This is a genomic window from Microbulbifer maximicatervae (SeqCode) (assembly GCF_052468295.1).
This window is the reverse complement of record NZ_CP174340.1, coordinates 3987366-4006976: the sequence shown is the minus strand read 5'-3', so window position 1 is coordinate 4006976 and position 19611 is coordinate 3987366. Positions and strand designations below refer to the sequence as shown.

16 protein-coding genes and 1 pseudogene are annotated in these 19611 nt (G+C 44.8%); 3 read left to right on the top strand and 14 right to left on the bottom strand.

Going from position 1 to position 19611, the window contains the following annotated elements; translation table 11 throughout:
- Positions 1 to 20 precede the first annotated feature (20 nt).
- Positions 21 to 1832, top strand: a complete 1812-nt coding sequence (locus ACJJIQ_RS17795) for an Ig-like domain-containing protein (RefSeq protein WP_445362604.1) — start codon at positions 21 to 23, stop codon at positions 1830 to 1832.
- Positions 1833 to 1923: 91 nt separating this feature from the next.
- Here ACJJIQ_RS17795 and ACJJIQ_RS17790 read toward each other — a convergent pair whose 3' ends face one another.
- From ACJJIQ_RS17790 to ACJJIQ_RS17735, 12 genes and pseudogenes are all read right to left on the bottom strand, one after another.
- Positions 1924 to 2757, bottom strand: a complete 834-nt coding sequence (locus tag ACJJIQ_RS17790) for a polyphosphate kinase 2 family protein (RefSeq protein ID WP_445362603.1) — start codon at positions 2755 to 2757, stop codon at positions 1924 to 1926.
- 39 nt (positions 2758 to 2796) lie between these two features.
- Entirely contained in the window at positions 2797 to 5322 is a 2526-nt protein-coding gene (locus tag ACJJIQ_RS17785; RefSeq protein ID WP_445362602.1) for a plasma-membrane proton-efflux P-type ATPase, read from the bottom strand.
- Between the two features lie 519 nt (positions 5323 to 5841).
- Positions 5842 to 6228, bottom strand: a complete 387-nt coding sequence (locus tag ACJJIQ_RS17780; protein ID WP_445362601.1) for an Imm50 family immunity protein — start codon at positions 6226 to 6228, stop codon at positions 5842 to 5844.
- Between the two features lie 66 nt (positions 6229 to 6294).
- Positions 6295 to 6732, bottom strand: coding sequence for a DUF8479 domain-containing protein (locus tag ACJJIQ_RS17775; RefSeq protein WP_282931079.1), 438 nt, complete (start codon positions 6730 to 6732; stop codon positions 6295 to 6297).
- 144 nt (positions 6733 to 6876) lie between these two features.
- Positions 6877 to 7209, bottom strand: a complete 333-nt coding sequence (locus tag ACJJIQ_RS17770; RefSeq protein WP_282931080.1) for a hypothetical protein — start codon at positions 7207 to 7209, stop codon at positions 6877 to 6879.
- 2 nt (positions 7210 to 7211) lie between these two features.
- Positions 7212 to 7712 carry a hypothetical protein gene (locus ACJJIQ_RS17765; protein ID WP_282931081.1) on the bottom strand — a complete coding sequence of 167 codons (501 nt, stop codon included), beginning with the start codon at positions 7710 to 7712 and terminating at the stop codon, positions 7212 to 7214.
- A gap of 1161 nt (positions 7713 to 8873) precedes the next feature.
- Positions 8874 to 9365: an ankyrin repeat domain-containing protein gene (locus tag ACJJIQ_RS17760; RefSeq protein ID WP_445362600.1), complete on the bottom strand. Its 492-nt coding sequence runs from the start codon at positions 9363 to 9365 to the stop codon at positions 8874 to 8876.
- A gap of 142 nt (positions 9366 to 9507) precedes the next feature.
- Positions 9508 to 10095, bottom strand: coding sequence for a hypothetical protein (locus ACJJIQ_RS17755; RefSeq protein WP_445362599.1), 588 nt, complete (start codon positions 10093 to 10095; stop codon positions 9508 to 9510).
- Positions 10096 to 10646: 551 nt separating this feature from the next.
- A pseudogene (locus ACJJIQ_RS17750) lies at positions 10647 to 11264 on the bottom strand (IS630 family transposase); the annotation flags it as partial.
- Between the two features lie 12 nt (positions 11265 to 11276).
- Complete coding sequence (locus ACJJIQ_RS17745; RefSeq protein ID WP_445362598.1) at positions 11277 to 11672, bottom strand: winged helix-turn-helix domain-containing protein; 396 nt, start codon at positions 11670 to 11672, stop codon at positions 11277 to 11279.
- Between the two features lie 247 nt (positions 11673 to 11919).
- Entirely contained in the window at positions 11920 to 12648 is a 729-nt protein-coding gene (locus ACJJIQ_RS17740; RefSeq protein WP_445362597.1) for a hypothetical protein, read from the bottom strand.
- A gap of 668 nt (positions 12649 to 13316) precedes the next feature.
- Positions 13317 to 13817 carry a hypothetical protein gene (locus ACJJIQ_RS17735; RefSeq protein WP_444892127.1) on the bottom strand — a complete coding sequence of 167 codons (501 nt, stop codon included), beginning with the start codon at positions 13815 to 13817 and terminating at the stop codon, positions 13317 to 13319.
- A 672-nt stretch (positions 13818 to 14489) separates the two neighbouring features.
- Here ACJJIQ_RS17735 and ltrA (ACJJIQ_RS17730) point away from each other — a divergent pair.
- Positions 14490 to 15761, top strand: coding sequence for a group II intron reverse transcriptase/maturase (gene ltrA / locus ACJJIQ_RS17730; RefSeq protein ID WP_445362596.1), 1272 nt, complete (start codon positions 14490 to 14492; stop codon positions 15759 to 15761).
- A 72-nt stretch (positions 15762 to 15833) separates the two neighbouring features.
- On the opposite strand, the gene ACJJIQ_RS17725 is transcribed toward ltrA (ACJJIQ_RS17730), so the two are convergent.
- Both ACJJIQ_RS17725 and ACJJIQ_RS17720 read right to left on the bottom strand, forming a co-directional pair.
- Positions 15834 to 16094, bottom strand: a complete 261-nt coding sequence (locus tag ACJJIQ_RS17725; RefSeq protein WP_445362595.1) for a hypothetical protein — start codon at positions 16092 to 16094, stop codon at positions 15834 to 15836.
- An 80-nt stretch (positions 16095 to 16174) separates the two neighbouring features.
- Positions 16175 to 17539: an IS4 family transposase gene (locus ACJJIQ_RS17720; protein WP_445362217.1), complete on the bottom strand. Its 1365-nt coding sequence runs from the start codon at positions 17537 to 17539 to the stop codon at positions 16175 to 16177.
- A 764-nt stretch (positions 17540 to 18303) separates the two neighbouring features.
- Between ACJJIQ_RS17720 and ltrA (ACJJIQ_RS17715) the strand changes: the two genes are divergently transcribed.
- Positions 18304 to 19575, top strand: a complete 1272-nt coding sequence (ltrA, locus tag ACJJIQ_RS17715) for a group II intron reverse transcriptase/maturase (protein WP_445362209.1) — start codon at positions 18304 to 18306, stop codon at positions 19573 to 19575.
- Positions 19576 to 19611 lie beyond the last annotated feature (36 nt).

The window sequence follows — 19611 nt, the reverse complement described above, 5'->3', positions numbered from 1 at the left end:
ACTATTTTCCTGGTGAAGAAATGAAAGTTCATTTTTTAAAGGCAATTCTTTGTCTTGCTATTGTCTCATCGCTATACGGTTGTAACGGAGGATCAGGTGGAGGAAAATCTCCTGAAGAGACTAGTGATATTACTGCACCAAGTTTGACCCTTATTCCTGCAGGTGGTAGCACTATCGAAGAAGGTGAAAGGGTATTACTAAACTTTGATGAGCCAGTAGAGCTAGGTGATATCTCACTGTCTGGTTCTATGCAGGAACTCGGGGAGCTATACCAAGTTAGTGAAGATTCATTAGAGCTGAGGCCGAACGATGCTTGGGGGGAAGGAGAAGAGCTATCCCTAGTAATCAATGCTCAGGACAGCGCTGGCAATCAAATGACGGAGATTGCTGTTAAGTATCAAGTTGAGAACTTTGCCCCTACTGTAAATAGTATACTTCCACAGGATATTCGCTTGGAAAAGAACGATTCTTTTAAAGTGCAATTTTCTGAGACTATGGATGTAGATAGTCTTCAATTAGGCGGGATGTTACTTGAAGATGACTACAAGGTTGTTTGGTCTGCTACCGCTGTCGAAAATGATACGCTAACTGTTACCCCAAGAGTATACTGGATCGCTGGGCAGGAACGCACAATAAGCGTTGATGTAATGGATTTAGCGGGAAATCCTATTCCTACAGTAAACAGCAGTTTTACTGTGCCGATGTATTTCGAGAACTTTGCTCCGGCGTCAGTGGTGATTGGTCAGGATAATTTTTCAGACATGGTTTCTGGGATCAGTGCTAAAAATCTTGGAGTCTTTCCCGCCGGTAATCCTGCTATTAGTTCTGATGGGAAACTATTTATAACGGATCGAAGAAATAAGCGTGTCTTGGTTTTTAACGAAATACCTTTCTCGAATGGGGCTTCTGCTGATTTTGCTCTAGGTGTCGATAGTCTGGATAGCTCCGATTCGTCGGATGATAGAAAGTCGCTTCAAATGCCAGTTCAGGCAAATATTAATGATGGTAAATTAATTATTTCTCAGGTTGAAAGGGAAAGGCAGATTTTGATTTATAACCAAGTCCCTATGGACGGGACGGCAGTCCCTGAAGTGGTTTTAGGAGCATGGGGCAAGGAAGTTGATGGATGTTATAGTCGTGACGATGACAAAGCAACATCTGCCATTTTAGTTGATGGAAAGCTTATAGCTGTAGATGAAATTAACTCTCGCACGTTGGTTTGGAGTAGTATTCCAACAGAAGATAATACAACCGCAAGCTTTGCTATTGGTCAGCCTACAATTGAGTTTTGCACCGCTAATACCGGCCCGGATGGTAATAGTGGGAGACCAACAGCTCGAACTCTTGCGGACCCTTCTGCAGTTTGGAGTGATGGAAATAAGCTTGCAATTATAGATTCTTTAAACAATCGAATTTTGCTCTGGAATGAATTTCCTACAGGGAACTATAGTACAGCAGATGTTGTGCTTGGGCAGCAAAACTTTAGTATTGATGAGAGGCCGGATAATGCAACGGAAAAGGATTTAAGTTATCCCTGGTTAGGAATTTGGTCAAATGGAATTCAGCTATTCGTAACCGATACCGAGAATAACCGAGTGTTAATTTGGGATCAGTGGCCTGAAGAAAATTATACTGCTGCGGATTCTGTCTTGGGGCAAAGTGATTTTGTGAAATCTGCTTATAATGACTCTAATCAAGACGGAGTTCATGATACCGATGAACATCCCAGTGCGTCCACTTTACGCCTTCCAACAGGGGTCTTTGGCTATAAAGATAGCCTGTTTGTTACTGACTCAGCGAACAATAGGGTTTTGATTTTTAAGTCGCAGTAGTGCTTTCAAAATTGATTGTGCTAGATTGAAGCTGTGGCTAAGGGAGATGGTAAATAAGTTTATCATCTCCCTTACTTTTTGGGGTTTTAGTTTATTTCAAATTCTTAAGCTGATGATACTTGGTTTTTATCTCTTCCAGGTTGACGGTGGGTGCAGGAAACTGGGGGTTCAATTTTTTTAATGCTTCAGAAATAATTGAGGCTACAGCCAAGTCCCGGAACCATTTGTGGTTTGCGGGGATAACAAACCAGGGCGCGTACTCGGTGCTGCATTGATTTAGCATATCTTCAAAAGCACAGATATACTCATCCCAATATTTTGCCTCAGTATAATCACTTTCGCTGATTTTCCACTGTTTGGCGGGATCATCAATACGTTGCTTGAATCTCTCCAACTGCTCATCCTGGCTGATATAAAGGAAAAATTTCAGTATTATTGTGTTGCTTTCAGAGAGTAATTTTTCAAAGTTGTTAATTTGTTCATAGCGTTCGCTCCAAATGTCCATCGGAACCAGACTATGCACTCGCTCAATCAGCACACCTTCATACTGAGAGCGATTAAAGATTGATATAAGTCCATGAGCGGGGGTTACTTTGTGATATCGCCATAAGAAATCATGCTCGCTCTCTTCTTTTGAGGGTTCCTTAAAGGAAATCGCTCTACACATTTGTGGGTTTGTTGCGCCTAATACATGCTTGATGGTGCCATCTTTCCCCGAGGCATCTATTCCCTGCAAGCAGATAAGTAGAGATGTTTTACGCTCAGCGTAAAGCTTGTAAGTGAATGAACGTATCTGCTCATCCATACGTTGGGTATCTGGGAGTGCCTCTTCACGACTTTCGTAACAATGTTTGAAGCCCGGATCTATTTCGGAGAGCTTTATCTTGCTGCCAGGCTTTACCCTGAAATCTTCGAAACAATTCATGGTTCGATTGCCCACCTTCGTTAGGCCTTTTGGGATGGCTCAGATATCACTTAATCTTCGATAAAGAAGTTTCTTGATCAGGTCCAGGAAAAACATCCAGATAATCATGTATAGCCATACTAGGCCGATTATAGTCCAGGGTATCGCCGGTACCAGCCAGCCGAATCCACACATCAGCACGGTAAATGCTTGGGTGCCAACAATTGCGATAAACAGAGGGAATGCGGGTAGTGGTTTGGAAAAGAAAGCTGTACGAGAGCGCACAACGAATAACAGTAGATGTCCACCCGCTACGATCTGCAAAAATACGATAGTTTGAATTTGCTCTTTATTTAATGCGATCCAGGATTGCCAGTTGGTGTTATTGAGCCATTCCATTCCAATAAAGAGAATACCCATTGTTTGAGCAATAGAAAAAAGGCCGATAATGCTGGAGCCCAGTAATAGGTCTCGCATTTGCCAATGCACAGGCTCCTTGGGAAGCAGAGTATTATCGTAGGCAATGGTCATAATGGGGATGTCATCAAGAAGAGCCACTAGTACGATCATAACCGGGGTTAGGGGCGAGAAGCCGAACATTATGGTAGCAAAGACAACCACCACCATAATATCCAGGGTCATCGATACCCGGAAAAGTACGTAATTAATAATGCGTTCAAATATTTTTCGGGCTTCATCGATGGCATCGACGATGGTAGATAGCCCGGGAGAGGTCAGGATAATGGCTGCTGCCGCGCGTGCGGCGTCGGTTGCACCGCTAACGGCGATACCGCAATCAGCTTGCTTAAGGGCCGGCGCATCGTTCACACCATCGCCAGTCATGGCAACCTGGTGACCCCTACCTTGCAATGCTTTCACAATGGCATATTTATGTTCGGGAAACACTCGCCCAAATCCATCTGCACGCTCAACGGTATCGACGATAGTAGATGGCAGGTGGTCCATATCCTGGGACTTTGTAAACACACTACTGGCAGCGAAAATATTTGTTCCAATACCGACTTGGGTGGCGATTTCCTTGCCGATAGCCACATCGTCGCCAGTAATCATTTTTACTTGAAGCCCGTGTTCCCGTGCGCGCTGAATAGTGTCTTTGGAGTCATCCCGAGGTGGGTCTTCAAGAGACAGAATACCCAGGAATTGCCACGAAGAGGCGTTTGCCTTCTGCGCAACGCCGAGGGAGCGCAACCCCCTGGAGGCCTGTTGTTGCACACATGCAGTGGCTTTGTCGGCCTTCGCACCACTCAAGTTGCATAAGTCGACAATAGCCTGGGGGGCCCCTTTGCTGAAATATAGGGTTTGCCCATCCTGATCTTGTACTTTGACTTCTGTGCGTTTGCTCACCGGATCAAAGGGAGTGAATTCCTCAACCTTATATTTCTTCAGTTTTTCCTTATTTTTCAGGCCGGCAAAAATTGCTTGATCAATTGGATCACTGGCGCCTGCTTCAGATGCGATAGCGGCGGCAAGAATTAACTGGTCGTTGTTTTCCGCGCTGAATAAGGTAGGTTCTTCGAGGCACAATTGGTTCTTGGTGAGGGTGCCAGTTTTATCTGAGCAGAGGATATCAACACCAGCCAACTCTTCGATGGACTCCAGCCGCGAGACGATCGCTTTTTTACGGGATAGCGCCAGGGCACCGAGAGCATTGGTCACAGTGATGACCGAAGGCATGGCAACGGGAATCGATGCGATCAGCAACACCAGTACAGTGCGAAGAATATTGATGATATCTGACCAGTGCCATGTTTCCGCGACCACGATATCGCGGTATAACTCTGTGCCCACCAGAATAACGGCCAGCACCAAACACAGCACGATGAGGAAGTCACCGATATGGGTGACGGCTTTCTGCGAATGTGAGGCACTTTGCCCTGCGCCGGCAACAAGTTGGGCGGTGCGCCCAAAGAATGTATTGTGCCCGGTACCAATGACAACAGCGGTCATCTCCCCCCGTTTGGCGATACTGCTGGAATAGCCAATATCACCGATGCTCTTACTGACGGGTAGAGATTCTCCGGTAAGGGCGGCCTGATCAATACTGATGGATTTCCCTTCAGTAAAACGCACGTCAGCGGGCACGACTTGCCCTAGCTTGATTCGTACTATATCCCCTGGGACCACCATCGCCGCATCAATGGATTGATACTCCCCATCCCTTAATACATTGGCTTTGGGGGCCATACTGGCCTTCAGTGCTGCCAGCGCATTGGCAGCTTTGTGTTCCTGCCAAAACCCGGCAATCGCGTTGTACAACAGCAGGGCCATAATGATGGCGAAATCGGGCCAGTGGCCAATTAATGCAGAGAGCAATGCGGCCGCTTCAATCATCCAGGGAATGGGTCCCCAGAAAAATCGCAAGAACTTAGCGAGTGCGCTTTGCTCCCTCTCCTGAATGGTATTGGGACCATATTTTTGCAGGCGGGCGCTGGCTTCATTTTTTGTGAGGCCGGCGGGTGACGTGTTTAGTTCATTGTAAACTGCATCAATATCAGCGTTCTGCAAATCTAACGATTGCTGATCGCTGTTGTTTTGATTATTTGGCGATGATTCTTGACTTTGCACTTTGGGTTTCCCAATGACAAAGGTTTACCTATGGAGTCTGTTCCAGCAATGGATATTTCAATCTAGCAGTTTGCGCCACTCGCTAAGTGGACATTGGTGACGGCGGTAACAGAAATTTGAAGGCATAGAGTCAAAGGCAAAAAAGCCGGTATCCTACTGGCGTGAAAAACCACTACTCCTGTGGGCCATTGAAAGGGGTATATCAGTGACAGCTGATTAAGCTGCAGGATTAGCCTATCTCGATAACGTCTCGGTTTTTCTCCGGGGTTTCGAATAGTAAATCTTTGCTAGTCCTTGTCCAACAGGCTCAAGGTATAGGCTATATGCAGGTGCTTTCCGTATATGCCTAAGTTCTCTTTAGCTTATAGTGCATGGCCGAATCCTAACTATACAGGGTGTCTACTAAGCGTGGGTAAGTCTTAAGCTTAACGTCCAGCACACGGGAGGCCGAAATAAAGCGAAGCGTAATGTAGGCCGTCCTGCCCGGCGTCTTTTTTCGGGTATTCGTGCTGCTGCTTGCTATGCATTTTGATACGCCGAAACCTTTGTAAAGAACAAAACATCGCAAACGCAGCTAAAATATGCACCAGAAGAAGATGAAAATTTGAACGAATATAGATCACTTTCCTTAATTTTTTTTACCCTAAATTCGCCGATATTCTCTGACGCCCAATCTTTCATGTGAATCTGTGTACAGGCCCCCAGAACAATTGTTACTTGAACTGTATTAAGTTTCTGATCGCTCCATTTTCTTGGAGCGTTTTCTGGCCATTCGCGAAGATCAAACTCGATTTTGACATCTCGATCTTCAAATGACATCCGTATAAGCTCTACAACTTCTCCGAATACCTGGTCTTGAAAGATCCTGTCTAGTGCCTCTCTTGAATTAAGATAGTCTAACCACATATGGTCACTCTATGGATTGCATAACGCCGCTAGCAAGGGCAGCCGGAGATTTACTGCCTGGCGTTGTTAACCATTTTTACAATCTGAAGGTTGATGAGAAAGGTTGAGGATTTGCTTGCCGGCTTTTCCAAGGTATCTGAAATTTACGGTAACTCCGTGATCTACAAATTGCTTCATATCCGAAGATGAGCAGTAATTGTTAAGTACTTTTGGAGACAGATTCTGTTCTAGAGTAGATGCATCAATTTCATCAAATGAGTAATTGGTAAGCGTATAAATATATGTGAATGTGTTATTTAAGCCGACAGTGCTGTCTAGGCGCGTTTCTGAATCTATGATCATCGGCAACAGCTTATTTGTCTCTTCGGCTACTTTCTTTAGGCGATCATTCTGATCTACATTTTCTTTAAATAGATCTTTGACGGCAAAACTCCCTAAGGCAGAACCTATTGCGGTAGCTGCGGTTACTAGGATTATATTCTTTTTGCTTATCTTATTTTCCATTTTACTCTAATTCACTCACTTCTATGGTTAACGCTCCGCTCACCTGCACATACTGCGGAGAGCGTTTTTGTGTAAAGTGGCGCTAGCGACACACAAAAACGAGCGTAGCAGTATGTGTCGGTATGCAGCAGTTTGTTAAGGATTCTAGCTCTCTAGGTCACCATATTCGGATTGTATGTAATAATATGTTTTCTCATAAATACCCATCATTACATCATCATACTTCTCCTCATGAGCTGGATCGTAATTTTCCTCTTCGTCATCAGTGAAAGGATACATTAAAATTGCTTTAGACATCTCAATATCAGCCAAACGCATTAATAGCTTTGCTTCATTCTCATCAATTGATAAATATTCTGAATTGTCCAAATCAATATTTTTAAACACATGCAACAGAGCGTCATATCCTTGATTAACTACAATTTCATTTAGCTCTTTAATCAGTTCGTTAGGGAAATAAATATTTCTTTTAGACATGCTTAGATTGCCTCTGCCTTCTTAAGGGCACCCGGAAACTCTTCGATTATGCGACCAGTGCCTTTTTCTATCTTCACCTTTGTTGACTTTAACTTACTAGCCAACACTTTTAGTTTTTCAGTAAATTCAGCAAGTGACATTTTGCGAGAAACATTCAGAAGCGGATGTGTGAAGTCTTTTACATTAAAAACCAACCCCTCAGGTAAACATTCTCCTCTTGGTAGGACCCAAACGTAACCCGATATTACTGGATTTTTGGATAATTTTTTGATGTTACTAGCAAATGAGAGTCCCTTGCTCGGATTTGGAATGACCATCTCTATTTCATGGTCAGGGTCGTGGATGACAGTAATATCTTTCACTCTTGGGCCACTGGCTCGCACTATTTTTGAGTCTAATGTATTACCACCACCACGATATATTCCAGCCACCCCGTTATAGAACTTCCAAAGGTCATCAGGTCCCAAGATCGTATATTTACTATCTTCTAACTTTTTCTTCATACTCTTCCTCCACTTGTGAAGAACTTTAGATTTTTTGCCCTAACGTTGCTAGCAAGGGCAGCCGAAGCGAAGCGTAGGCTGTCCAGCCCAGCCTCCGGCTGGGCGATCTGGCCTGGTCTGGTTATAGCTGGCGCGCACTGAATAATCTACTTGCTCTCTGCCAGTCAACTTAGGCTGGCCACAACCCAATAAATTTACAGGGAAAAATACCATACTTTCCCCACCAATTAACTATCTGATTGGCACTCCACAATGCGGCAGCTAACTTGCAGAACTTGTTGACTTAAAATGAAGGACTTGAACGAAACTGCGGTACCAGTTTGCAGGAGAACTCTCTGGCGAAGCGTGTTCAGGTAGAGATTGTTACTTGCAGCAACTACAAACTATCTAATAATTGACCGCCACAATAACGCCTTAAGAAGGGGCTGCCGGTTAGGCAGCCCTTGGTACGCCCAGCATGGGCGTGAACTAATGGGGTGAAAGTCCCCTGTAGGAGGATCACCATTTAATGGGTCCATTAAATGCTAACTACTAGCGAATGGCAACTGCAATACCGCGAGGTCTTGAGGGGAGGAAGCCGCTAGCAAAACTACGAATTGACGGGCAGAAACATCATATAAGGCTTAGCCTGGAGGCGAGGTGGCCAAGGACACCGAAGCCATGTGATCTAACGGGTAGAGTAAATGATGCAGTTGTGTAGTGAAAGTTCACGTTCTTATCTGGGGAGATCTGTTTAACCTGTTGCTGTAAAGCTGTCAACGTGGCCGCTGACTCATAAGTAGACCCAGCCCGCTAGCCACCATCGCGGGTGTAGATAAAAATGGTGGGACACAGAAGCGCCTCGGTCAGCAATGATCAAGGTGATTAAACAGAAGTCAGCCGAGAGCATAGTAGCCGAATGCCAAGATTAATACCTTGGACAAGGTGAAGGCCTGAACCTAAATCCACGAGTTGAAAGACAGGGCTAGCCTACTGATATGTTTCCAGTCGGTTAAAGTTGATGTAGCGCACAGCCATGACACTCAACTCAAATGAAGAGCTGCTCGACGCTATCGTTGGGTAGAGATTCATTACGGATAGGGAACCGCCCATTGCGGACCCGCACGATGGGTGGTGTGGGGGCCGGTAGCTAGAAACTACCGGCTACCCGATTTATGCGCTTTATTGGTATTTGGCAAACAATTCTTTAACATTTGAATCCTCACCATGCGAAATAGTATTCACGTAATTAGTAAGTTCGATGGTCTCGCTACCAGCGACTAACAACAATTCTGTAGCAGACAGACTAAATGGCTTTTGTAGAAGAGTTTGATGCAGCGGAGTTATTCCATCTTTGTTCTTAAGCTGAACGTCGGCACCCGCCGATAATAGGATCTCTATGGCCTGCTCATGTCTGTTTCTCGCAGCGTAGTGAAGTGCTGTATTGCCATATACATCTTGATTGTTGATACCAACCTTTTTTGATAGAAGAAACTTCAATGATTCTGTATTGATTGGGAGAGTTACAGATTGCGTAGCCATGTGTAGAAATGACCATTTTTCTTTTTCTGTTTCACGCGTAATGTCAAAACCAGAAGCGATGAAGCTTTCAAGAGACTCAATATCTCCTTTGAAAATAGCTCTCGTTACATCTCTGGAAGTTACTTGGCTCATGAGTAGCTCTCTATTGGCGCATAACGTCGCAATCAGGCGCGGCTTACTTTGTGTGCTTTTTGCACGAAAATGAGAGTATAGCGACTGTGCAAAAATTACATAAAGTAAGACGTCGGCTGCATTGCCTAGTTAGGCCGACAGTCTATATGCGAAGTGTATGCGCCTCGATTACTTTGCGAATAGCCTCTCCGTCATTTAGCACAGTTTTATAAATCCATTTGTAAAAATACTCGGAGTTCTTAGAGATGATCTCTGTTGCTCTTTCATCTCCTATATTTTGACGCAACCCATCATACTCTAAGTAGCATACTATCAAGTGCAAATAGGTAGAGTACTCATCTCTTGCTCCGTCTGGATGCTTTTTAGGAACATTTGGATATATTTTCTTCAAGTCTTCAATGGCCGCATTTACTTGTGTTTTGTTTTTTTCTTCAAACCAATGAATTTGCTCATGCAAAAAGCTAGCAAGAAAGGATTCATCACTTCTGATGCGCTTAACATTGAAAGTTAAATCGGGGTGACTTGAAGGGCGAATTGCGTTTTCATCAACTACAACTCGGCTGGTAAAAATCCATTTCTCAAGATCATACGTGTCTAAAATTCTCTCTATCTGCGCCTTCCTTAGCCCCTCTCTTTCTGTTGCATTTTTGAGTAAAATATCAATGTCTTCGCTACTTGCTTCAGCATTTCCATAAAACAAAGAAAGCAAGATATAAATGACCTTCTTCACCTCAATATCTCCTTATGTGGCCTAACGCCGCAATCAGCCGCATTTAAAGCGGAGCGGCTTTTGTGTATAAAATATGAGCACGGCGAGCAAACACAAAAGGTGCATAGCTTTGAATGTCGCGCTGTATTGCTTTGGTACGCCCAGCATGGGCGTGAACTAATGGGGTGAAAGTCCCCTGTAGGAGGATCACCATTTAATGGATTCCATTAAATGCTAACTACTAGCGAATGGCAACTGCAACACCGTGAGGTTTTGTGGGGAGGAAGCCGCTAGCAAAACTATGAGCTGACGAACAGAAACATCATATAAGGCTTAGCTTGGAGGCGAGGTGGCCAAGGTCACCGAAGCCATGTGATCTAACGGGTAGAGTAAATGATGCAGTTGTGTAGTGAAAGTTCACGTTCTTATCTGGGGAGATCTGTTTAGCTTGGCCTCGGTCAGCGATGATCAAGGTGATTAAACAGAAGTCAGCCGAGGGCATAGTAGCCAAACGCCAAGATTAGTACCTTGGACAAGGTGAAGGCCTGAACCCAAAATCCACGAGTTACTACCTAGGCAGCAGCAAAGAATACAGTCGACTCTTGAAAAAATGATTTCACAAGTTTTCTATTTTTCTTGATGCTCTGCAAATCTGCATTTGCACGACTCAGTAGTGTCTCACCTTTTTTCAGCGGCCTCTTTGAAGTCCCTATATTTCTCATATGATTCCAGACCAACTCATCTGGATTTAGGTTTGGTGCATATGGCGGTAAGAACACCATTTCAAGCTTTCCATCCTGTGAATCGACATACTCCAATACCTTTTTCGATTTGTGTACTGGGTGCCCATCAACAATGAGAATCACTGGTCTTTTCTGACTTCTCTGGAAATTTTTGAAGCATTCTACGCACTTTTCTGCCGTGAACTTTCCACTATAAATATGATACCAGAAGCCACCTCTATTCGATAAAGCTGAGATCGCATTGATTGACTGTCTTTGACCACTCGTTTTTACCACTGGAGTTTTTCCTTTTTCTCCCCATGTCCTTTGGAGTGGATCGTCTGATCTGATACTAGCCTCGTCCAGCCAAAATATTTCTGCACCAGTTTTTTTCGCATAAGATTTAATCTTTGGATAGACTTCCTTTACCCATTTATTCACCGCCTTCTCATCTCTCTCGTAAGCTCTTCGTAGAGGCTTTTATGGCGTCAGGCCCAGTCGATGTAGAAGTGTGCCGACACTAGAAACGCTAAGTTCAATTTTGAATCTCTCAAAAATCAAATCCGATACGATCTGACGTGTCCACAATCCGAAATCAAAGCCATATTGCCTTGGATCGCCACCAATAATCCATCGTTTGACTTCCTCTTCTTCAATAGCTGACAGTTTTCTACCGCGTCCAGGTCTAATTTTTGGAGATAGCGCTTCAATACCTTTCTCCCGAGCAGTCCTTAACCATGGGAAAATAGTTCTGCTCCCCAGCCCTAAGCTACGACTAACCTCCGCCGCAGATTCTCCATCAAATACTCGCTGAACAGCAATTTTACGTATGAGGTGCTGCTCCTCAGTACTAAGTTTTCTGGCATCGTATTTCATGCAGTTTATATTACCAGGGTGTACTGATTATTTCTGCCCCGCTAGTAAAAGACAGGGCTAGCCTATCGATATATTGCCAGCCGGATATAAAATTGACGTAGCGCACTGCCATGATACTCAACTCAAATGAAGATCTGCTCGACACTATCATTGGATAGAGATTCATTACGGATAGGGAACCGCCCATTGCGGACCCGCACGATGGGTGGTGTGGGGGCCGGTAGTTAGAAACTACTGGCTACCCGATTTAGGCAGTGGTTTCTAACTCAGACTTTATAGCTTCAGAGAATAAAATTTGGCTAATAGATCTACGATCACAATCCTGGATCGATCCCAATGCGTTATTTCTCATAGTTAACATTAGATTTGTGAAAGCTCTTCTGTCCTCAAGCTTCGTAAAATTGCCATATTCTTCAAAAAACTCACCTACTGCTTTAGCAACATCAGAATCTCCGTAAATACCGATTCTTACTTTTGAATCAAGTAATAGTGCCATTGATTGATGCTCGGATTCTTTGTCTCGAAATCGTTGTGCCATTGCTGCACCAGATGAAGCTCTAACAAAATCCACATAAGCACCAAGCTTTAATTCCTCCATCTTTCTAATTTCTTCTGCATTTAGTGCCAATTTATGCTTGATGCTTTCAACCTCTTTGTTAAAATTAAATTTTATTGATTCAGTCATCTTTGTTTGAGCATTTAGCTGCAACAATATCTCGTCGTATTTTTCCGCAATTCTCTTTTGTTCACCCGCCTTTTTAAGATATGCGCTGAGATAGCTGCCAATTGCAGCTCCAATTAATCCTGCTATACAAGTCACAAAAATTCCGACAGACAACCCATTACTGAGAGCCGCCTCAACTATTTGCTTTAGCTCTGAATCCATAGTTATTCTCACTCTATTTGGATGCCTAACGCCAACAGCAAGCGCGCCGCTTTTTGGTGTCGCCTTGGCTGTTTTTGGTACGCCCAGCATGGGCGTGAACTAATGGGGTGAAAGTCCCCTGTAGGAGGATCACCATTTAATGGATTCCATTAAATGCTAACTACTAGCGAATGGCAACTGCAACACCGTGAGGTCTTGTGGGGAGGAAGCCGCTAGCAAAGCTACGAGCTGACGGACAGAAACATCCTATAAGGCTTAGCCTGGAGGCGAGGTGGCCAAGAACACCTAAGCCATGTGGTCTAACGGGTAAAGTAAATGATGCAGTTATGTAGTGAAAGTTCACGTTCTTATCTGGGGAGATCTGTTTAGCTTGCCGCTGTGAACCTGTCAGCGTAGCCGCTGACTCATAAGTAAGCCCAACCCGCTAGCCACCATCGCGGGTGTAGACAAAAATGGTGGGACACAGAAGCGCCTCGGTCAGTAATGATCAAGGTGATTAAACAGAAGTCAGCCGAGGGCATAGTAGCCAAATGCCAAGTTTAATGCCTTGGACAGGGTGAAGGCCTGAACCCAAAATCCACGAGTTAAAAGACAGGGCTAGCCTACCGATATGTTTCCAGTCGGATAAGTTGAGGTAGCGCACTGCCATGATACTCAACTCAAATGAAGAGCTGCTCGACGCTATCGTTGGGTTACGGATAGGGAACCGCCCATTGCGGACCCGCACGATGGGTGGTGTGGGGGCCGGTAGCTAGAAACTACCGGCTACCCGATTTAGGAGAGATTGCCTCGATTTTATTCTCTACTCCCTCTATTTTTGAGTCTAGATTTTCAATAGCCTTCGAGTAATTATTAAGGTTGCTGAACTTTTTTATATTTTTAAAAGCTATTGCTAAAGCGGCAAACCAGATAGGCACTGAAAGTGGAGTTAGAATTTTAACTATAGGTACAAAAAGAGGATTCATGGACGAAGCTACCGGACCTAAAATCGGTAGTCCTAACCCCAAACTAAGGAGGAAAAGCAACCAAAAAATATCAGAGTAAACAGCCCTGCTAAGAGCTACGCTAGATTTCTTGACTTTCTCAAGATGCTCTTTTTCCCATTTAAGCATATTTAATCTTTGGTTATGTTTTTTTAACCGTCTCTTGTTCCAGTAGTCTGATATTCGGTTTCTTATTGGTGAAAGTAACGCAACTACAATGACTACAGCCAATGAAGCAGCAAACCCCTGCCAAAAGGATTGATTAAAAAATTCCATGGTATTCCTTTATTAACTCCTACCTCCTACCTCCTGGCGTAACGGCGAAGCACATAGTGCTAAGTCCGGCAGCCGATGGCTGCGTATTGCCGCCGCTTGGTACGCCCAGCATGGGCGTGAACTAATGGGGTGCAAGTCTCCTGTAGGAAGATCACCGTTTAATGGATTCCATTAAATGCTAACTACTAGCGAATGGCAACTGCAACACCGTGAGGTCTTGTGGGGAGGAAGCCACTAGCAAAGCTACGAGCTGACGGACAGAAACATCATATAAGGCTTAGCCTGGAGGCGAGGTGGCCAAGAACACCGAAGCCATGTGATCTAACGGGTAAAGTAAATGATGCAGTTGTGTAGTGAAAGTTTACGTTCTTATCTGGGGAGATCTGTTCAACCTGCTGCTGTAAAGCTGTCAGCGTGGCCGCTGACTCATAAGTAGGCCCAGCCCGCTAGCCACCATCGCGGGGGTAAACAAAATTGGTGGAACACAGCAGCGCCTCGGCCAGTAATGGCCAAGGTGATTGAACAGAAGTCAGCCGACGGCATAGTAGCCTAATGCCAAGATTAATACCTTGGATACGGTGAAGGCCTGAACCCAAACTCCACGAGTTAAAAGACAGGGCTAGCCTACCGATGTGTTGCCAGCCGGATTAAAAATTGACGTAGCGCACTTCCATGACACTCAACTCAAATGAAAATCTACTCGACGCTATCCTCAGCAAAGAAAACCTCAATGCTGCATGGAAGCACGTTCGAGCGAATAAAGGTGCAGCAGGCATTGATGGGGTTACCGTTGATGATTTTGTGCAGCACTTCAAGGTAGTTGGGAATGAAATTATCAAAGCCATTCGGCAAGGTCATTACCAGCCGCTGCCTGTTAGACGCGTCTACATTCGTAAGTCAGACGGTGGTCAGCGAGGCCTTGGGATACCTACGATCTTTGATCGTGTTATTCAGCAAGCTATCGCGCAAATCACCAACCCCATCTTCGATGTGACTTTTTCAGAGTTTAGCTATGGCTTCCGGCCAAAGCGATCACAGCATCATGCGGTGAAAAAGCTACAGAAGTATATCGAAGGCGGCAAGCGAATAGCCGTAGATGTCGATTTATCTAAGTTCTTCGACCGGGTCAACCATGACTTCCTCATGAGTTTACTCAGCCAAAGAATCAGCGATAAGCGTTTACTCAAACTGATTGCAAGCTACTTGCGTGCAGGCTGGGTGGAAGATGAATGTTGGCAAGCGTGTTATGAGGGGGTGCCACAAGGTGGCCCTTTATCGCCGCTGCTGTCCAATATTGTACTCGACCTGCTCGACAAAGAGCTGGAAAAACGCCAACACAATTTCGTCCGCTATGCGGACGATTTTGTGATTGTCATTTCCTCTAAACGCGCGGGTGAGCGGGTTATGACGAGCATTAAACGCTTTGTTGAGCGCAAGCTTAAACTCAAAGTTAATGATGCAAAAAGCCAAGTAGTCCCCGTTAGTCGTTGTAAGTTTCTGGGTTTTTCTTTCCGTGGAGCAAAGCTTGTCTGGCATGATAAGTCACTGCGCCAATTTAAATACCACGTCCGCCAGATTACAGGACGATCCCGTGGTATTTCGATGGAAAAGAAACTGAAAGAACTTACCGTATACCTCCGTGGTTGGATCAACTATTTTGGAATAGCGCAAGGCTATCAAAAATGTATAGATCTAGACTGCTGGATACGGCGGCGATTAAGAATGAGCTATTGGAAGAATTGGCGCAGAGTGAGAACGAAAGTTCGAAATTTACTGCGTATGGGTGTGAGTGAATCGCTGGCAGTTACCTGCGGCTCGTCCGGTAAAAGTTACTGGCGAAGCGCAAAAACTGAGGGTATTCATATTGCGCTCAATAATGAGTTCTTCGAAGAGATGGGTTTGATTTCATTGCGAGATCGTTGGGTAGAGATTCATTACGGATAGGGAACCGCCCATTGCGGACCCGCACGATGGGTGGTGTGGGGGCCGGTAGTTAGAAACTACCGGCTACCCGATTTATGCGCCTTGCTGAGTCGTGTCGTTCTCAATCACACCTAGTAACGTTTCGACCATGTGATTTAAGGCTTCACCTTGCTTTCTAAAACCATCTGCATTCTCGAACTGAGCGGCTGTAGCAATAGCTACATCTCCAATATTGTCCGGTGCTATACCTTTTGTAACTAGTGTTGCGACTAGAGTAGACAACATAAAATTTAATGCATGAACCTGCTTTTCTAGGTCTTCTACTTTTTCTGACAATTTCAACTCTTCACTCATTTCATTGCCTTATTTTGAAGTCCAGCGCCCAAAGCTTGATCATCGTTTTCGCATAACGCCGCCGCTGTGTTTTATACACATTATTTAAGTCCATTTAAAACCTCTGCTGCTTCAACATAATGGAGCAACTTTGCATATCCTTGCCAAACAGTTTTAACCCCTGGCTCGCCATCGCCTTTACGCCCTAGAAATCCTCCTAGACCTGCCAGCATACGCGTTATATCTCTTATGCTCGGAGGTATATTCGGCGGGGAACTTTTATCTTGCATCATCCATACCATGCGCCATTCTTTTTCAGAGTAAGCACTCGTACATGGTTCATCAGGAAGACTTTTTGCTTGTGTAGTTATCGAATGTAGTCGCCATCCAATAATCATATAGATCGCAATACAGTTCAACATTCGCTGCTCTGTTCTAAAACGATTACTTTCTATCTGGCATCCGCCTTTTACCACCCGAAAATAGGTTTCAATTTCCCACCGGCTTCGATACCACTCAATGACGACTCTCGCCTGCTTATAGTCTTCAACTGGAAGATCAGTTAACAGCATCCACTCAATGCCTTTTTCACCCTCTGGTGGGTTTAATTCTTTAGCCAATACAGCATAGAGAGAAAGTGGTCGTTTAGATTTTCCTTTTCCAAGTAGCCGTATCTCGGTAGTGGATACGCTGACTTTGGCTTTTCTTCCAGGTTCCCCATTCCGTTTGGGAATATCTACCGTGTATAGACCAATAGATTTCTGCTCGTTCATATGATCCCAAAGTAAAACCGTTTCTTCTCCATCGAGCTCTAAAGTGCGATTGGCCTTAGCTCGAACGATATAGCTCGCCCGCCGCTGTTCACTTTGCTCTTCAGCCAGCTGAAACCACTCATGAATATCACCCTCTCTATCAGCAATACTCACAATTGTGCTTTCAGGGCAGTGCTCTTGTATCTGACAAGCCGTTTCGTAATGGTCTAGCCAGCGTCGACTCTCCTTATCCTTTATCGACTTGGTATAGCGGGAATTAGAACTTGATTCCTTATCTCTCTGCCACATACTACCTTCAACAACACCCAAATTAACTCTGGATGGTGTTATCGCGATGGAGGTGTGCAAGAGTTGTTGGTTGGTCTCTTTACGCCTAAGTGTTCCCATCTCTTTACTTTCTAGGTCAGTGGCAAAATTTAGAAAGGTAGTATCTTGTGGGATAAGAACAACAGGCTGCGCTTTGATTCTCTCAAGAGTTGCCGATTTATGACCGCTCATAATAGAGTCAAAGTTGACTTTATCATTTTCTATAAAGCGATAAGCTGCAAACGTTTCTGCCCAAGTTTTGTTTGCACAAGGAATGCTATTGTTTGGGTCTGAACTTAAATTACTGAGAATATTAGACAAGCGCTTATTCAAGCGTGTATCACCCATAACCTGATTTCTTACTTCGTCCATGACCCAGTCCTGCATAATAATCCAGCCAAATCTGTAGTTCTTACCAGGCTAAACTGTAACTTATTGATTTACATAATAAAACTTAAAAAACTTGTGTATAAAACTTAGCGCCGCCGTCACGCGGCAATTGTGAAGTTGATTTTTTGTGGCAGCGTAGCGACCGCCACAAAAAAGCGACGGAAAAATTGCTCGCCGTGCACGGCTTTGGTACGCCCAGCATGGGCGTGAACTAATGGGGTGAAAGTCCCCTGTAGAAAGATCACCGTTTAATGGACTTCATTAAATGCCAACTACTAGCGAATGGCAACTGCAATACCGTGAGGTCTTGTGGGGAGGAAGCCGCTAGCAAAACTACGAGCTGACGAACAGAAACATCATATAAGGCTTAGCCTGGAGGCGAGGTAGCCAAGGATACCAAAGCCATGTGGTCTAACGGGTAGAGTAAATGATGCAGTTGTGTAGTGAAAGTTCACGTTCTTATCTGGGGAGATCTGTTTAGCTTGCTGCTGTGAAGCTGTCAGCGTGGCCGCTGACTCATAAGTAGGCCCAGCCCGCTAGCCACCATCGTGGGGTAGACAAAAATGGTGGAACACAGCGGCGCCTTGGTCAGTAATGATCAAGGTGATTAAACAGAAGTCAGCCGACGGCATAGTAGCCTAATACCAAGATTAATACCTTGGATACGGTGAAGGCCTGAACCCAAAATCCATGAGTTAAAAGACAGGGCTAGCCTACTGATATGTTGCCAGCCGGATATAAAATTGACGTAGCGCACTGCCATGACACTCAACTCAAATGAAAATCTGCTTGAAGTCATCCTCAGCAAAGAAAATCTTAATGCTGCATGGAAACATGTGCGAAGCAACAAAGGTGCCGCAGGCATTGACGGGATTACTGTCGATAATTTTGTGCAGCACTTTAAGGCAGTTGGCGACGACCTCATCGAGACCATTCGACAGGGTCATTACCGGCCGCTTCCCGTCAGGCGCGTCTACATTCACAAGCCAGATGGTGGCCAGCGTGGTCTCGGGATACCTACGATCTTTGATCGTGTTATTCAGCAGGCTATCGCCCAAATCATCGGTCCCAGTTTCGATAAAACCTTTTCGGAGTTCAGCTATGGGTTCCGCCCAAAGCGATCGCAGCATCATGCGGTAAAAAAGCTGCGAAAGTATATCGAGGGAGGGAAACGAATAGCAGTGGATGTCGATTTATCTAAATTCTTCGATCGGGTAAATCATGATTTCCTCATGAGTTTACTTGGCCAAAGAATCAGCGATAAGCGCTTACTCAAACTGATCGCAAGCTACTTGCGTGCAGGAAGAGTAGAAGATGGATGCTGGAAAGCGTGTTATGAGGGGGTACCACAAGGTGGCCCTTTATCGCCGCTGCTGTCCAACATTGTACTCGATTTGCTCGACAAAGAGCTGGAAAAACGCCGACACAATTTCGTCCGTTATGCGGACGATTTTGTGATTGTGGTTTCCTCTAAACGCGCGGGTGAGCGGGTTATGGTGAGTATTAAACGCTTTGTTGAGCGCAAGCTTAAGCTCAAAGTTAACGATACTAAAAGCCAAGTGGTTCCTGTCAGCCGTTGTAAGTTCCTAGGTTTCTCTTTTCGGGGGGCAAAGCTTGTCTGGCATGATAAGTCCCTGCTCCAATTTAAATACTGCGTCCGCCAGATTACAGGGCGATCTCGTGGTATCTCTATGGAAAAGAAACTGAAAGAACTTACCGTATACCTCCGTGGTTGGATCAACTATTTTGGAATAGCGCAAGGCTATCAAAAATGTATAGATCTAGACTGCTGGATACGGCGGCGATTAAGAATGAGCTATTGGAAGAATTGGCGCAGAGTGAGAACGAAAGTTCGAAATTTACTGCGTATGGGTGTGAGTGAATCGCTGGCAGTTACCTGCGGCTCGTCCGGTAAAAGTTACTGGCGAAGCGCAAAAACTGAGGGTATTCATATTGCGCTCAATAATGAGTTCTTCGAAGAGATGGGTTTGATTTCAATGCGAGATCGTTGGGTAGAGATTCATTACGGATAGGGAACCGCCCATTGCGGACCCGCATGATGGGTGGTG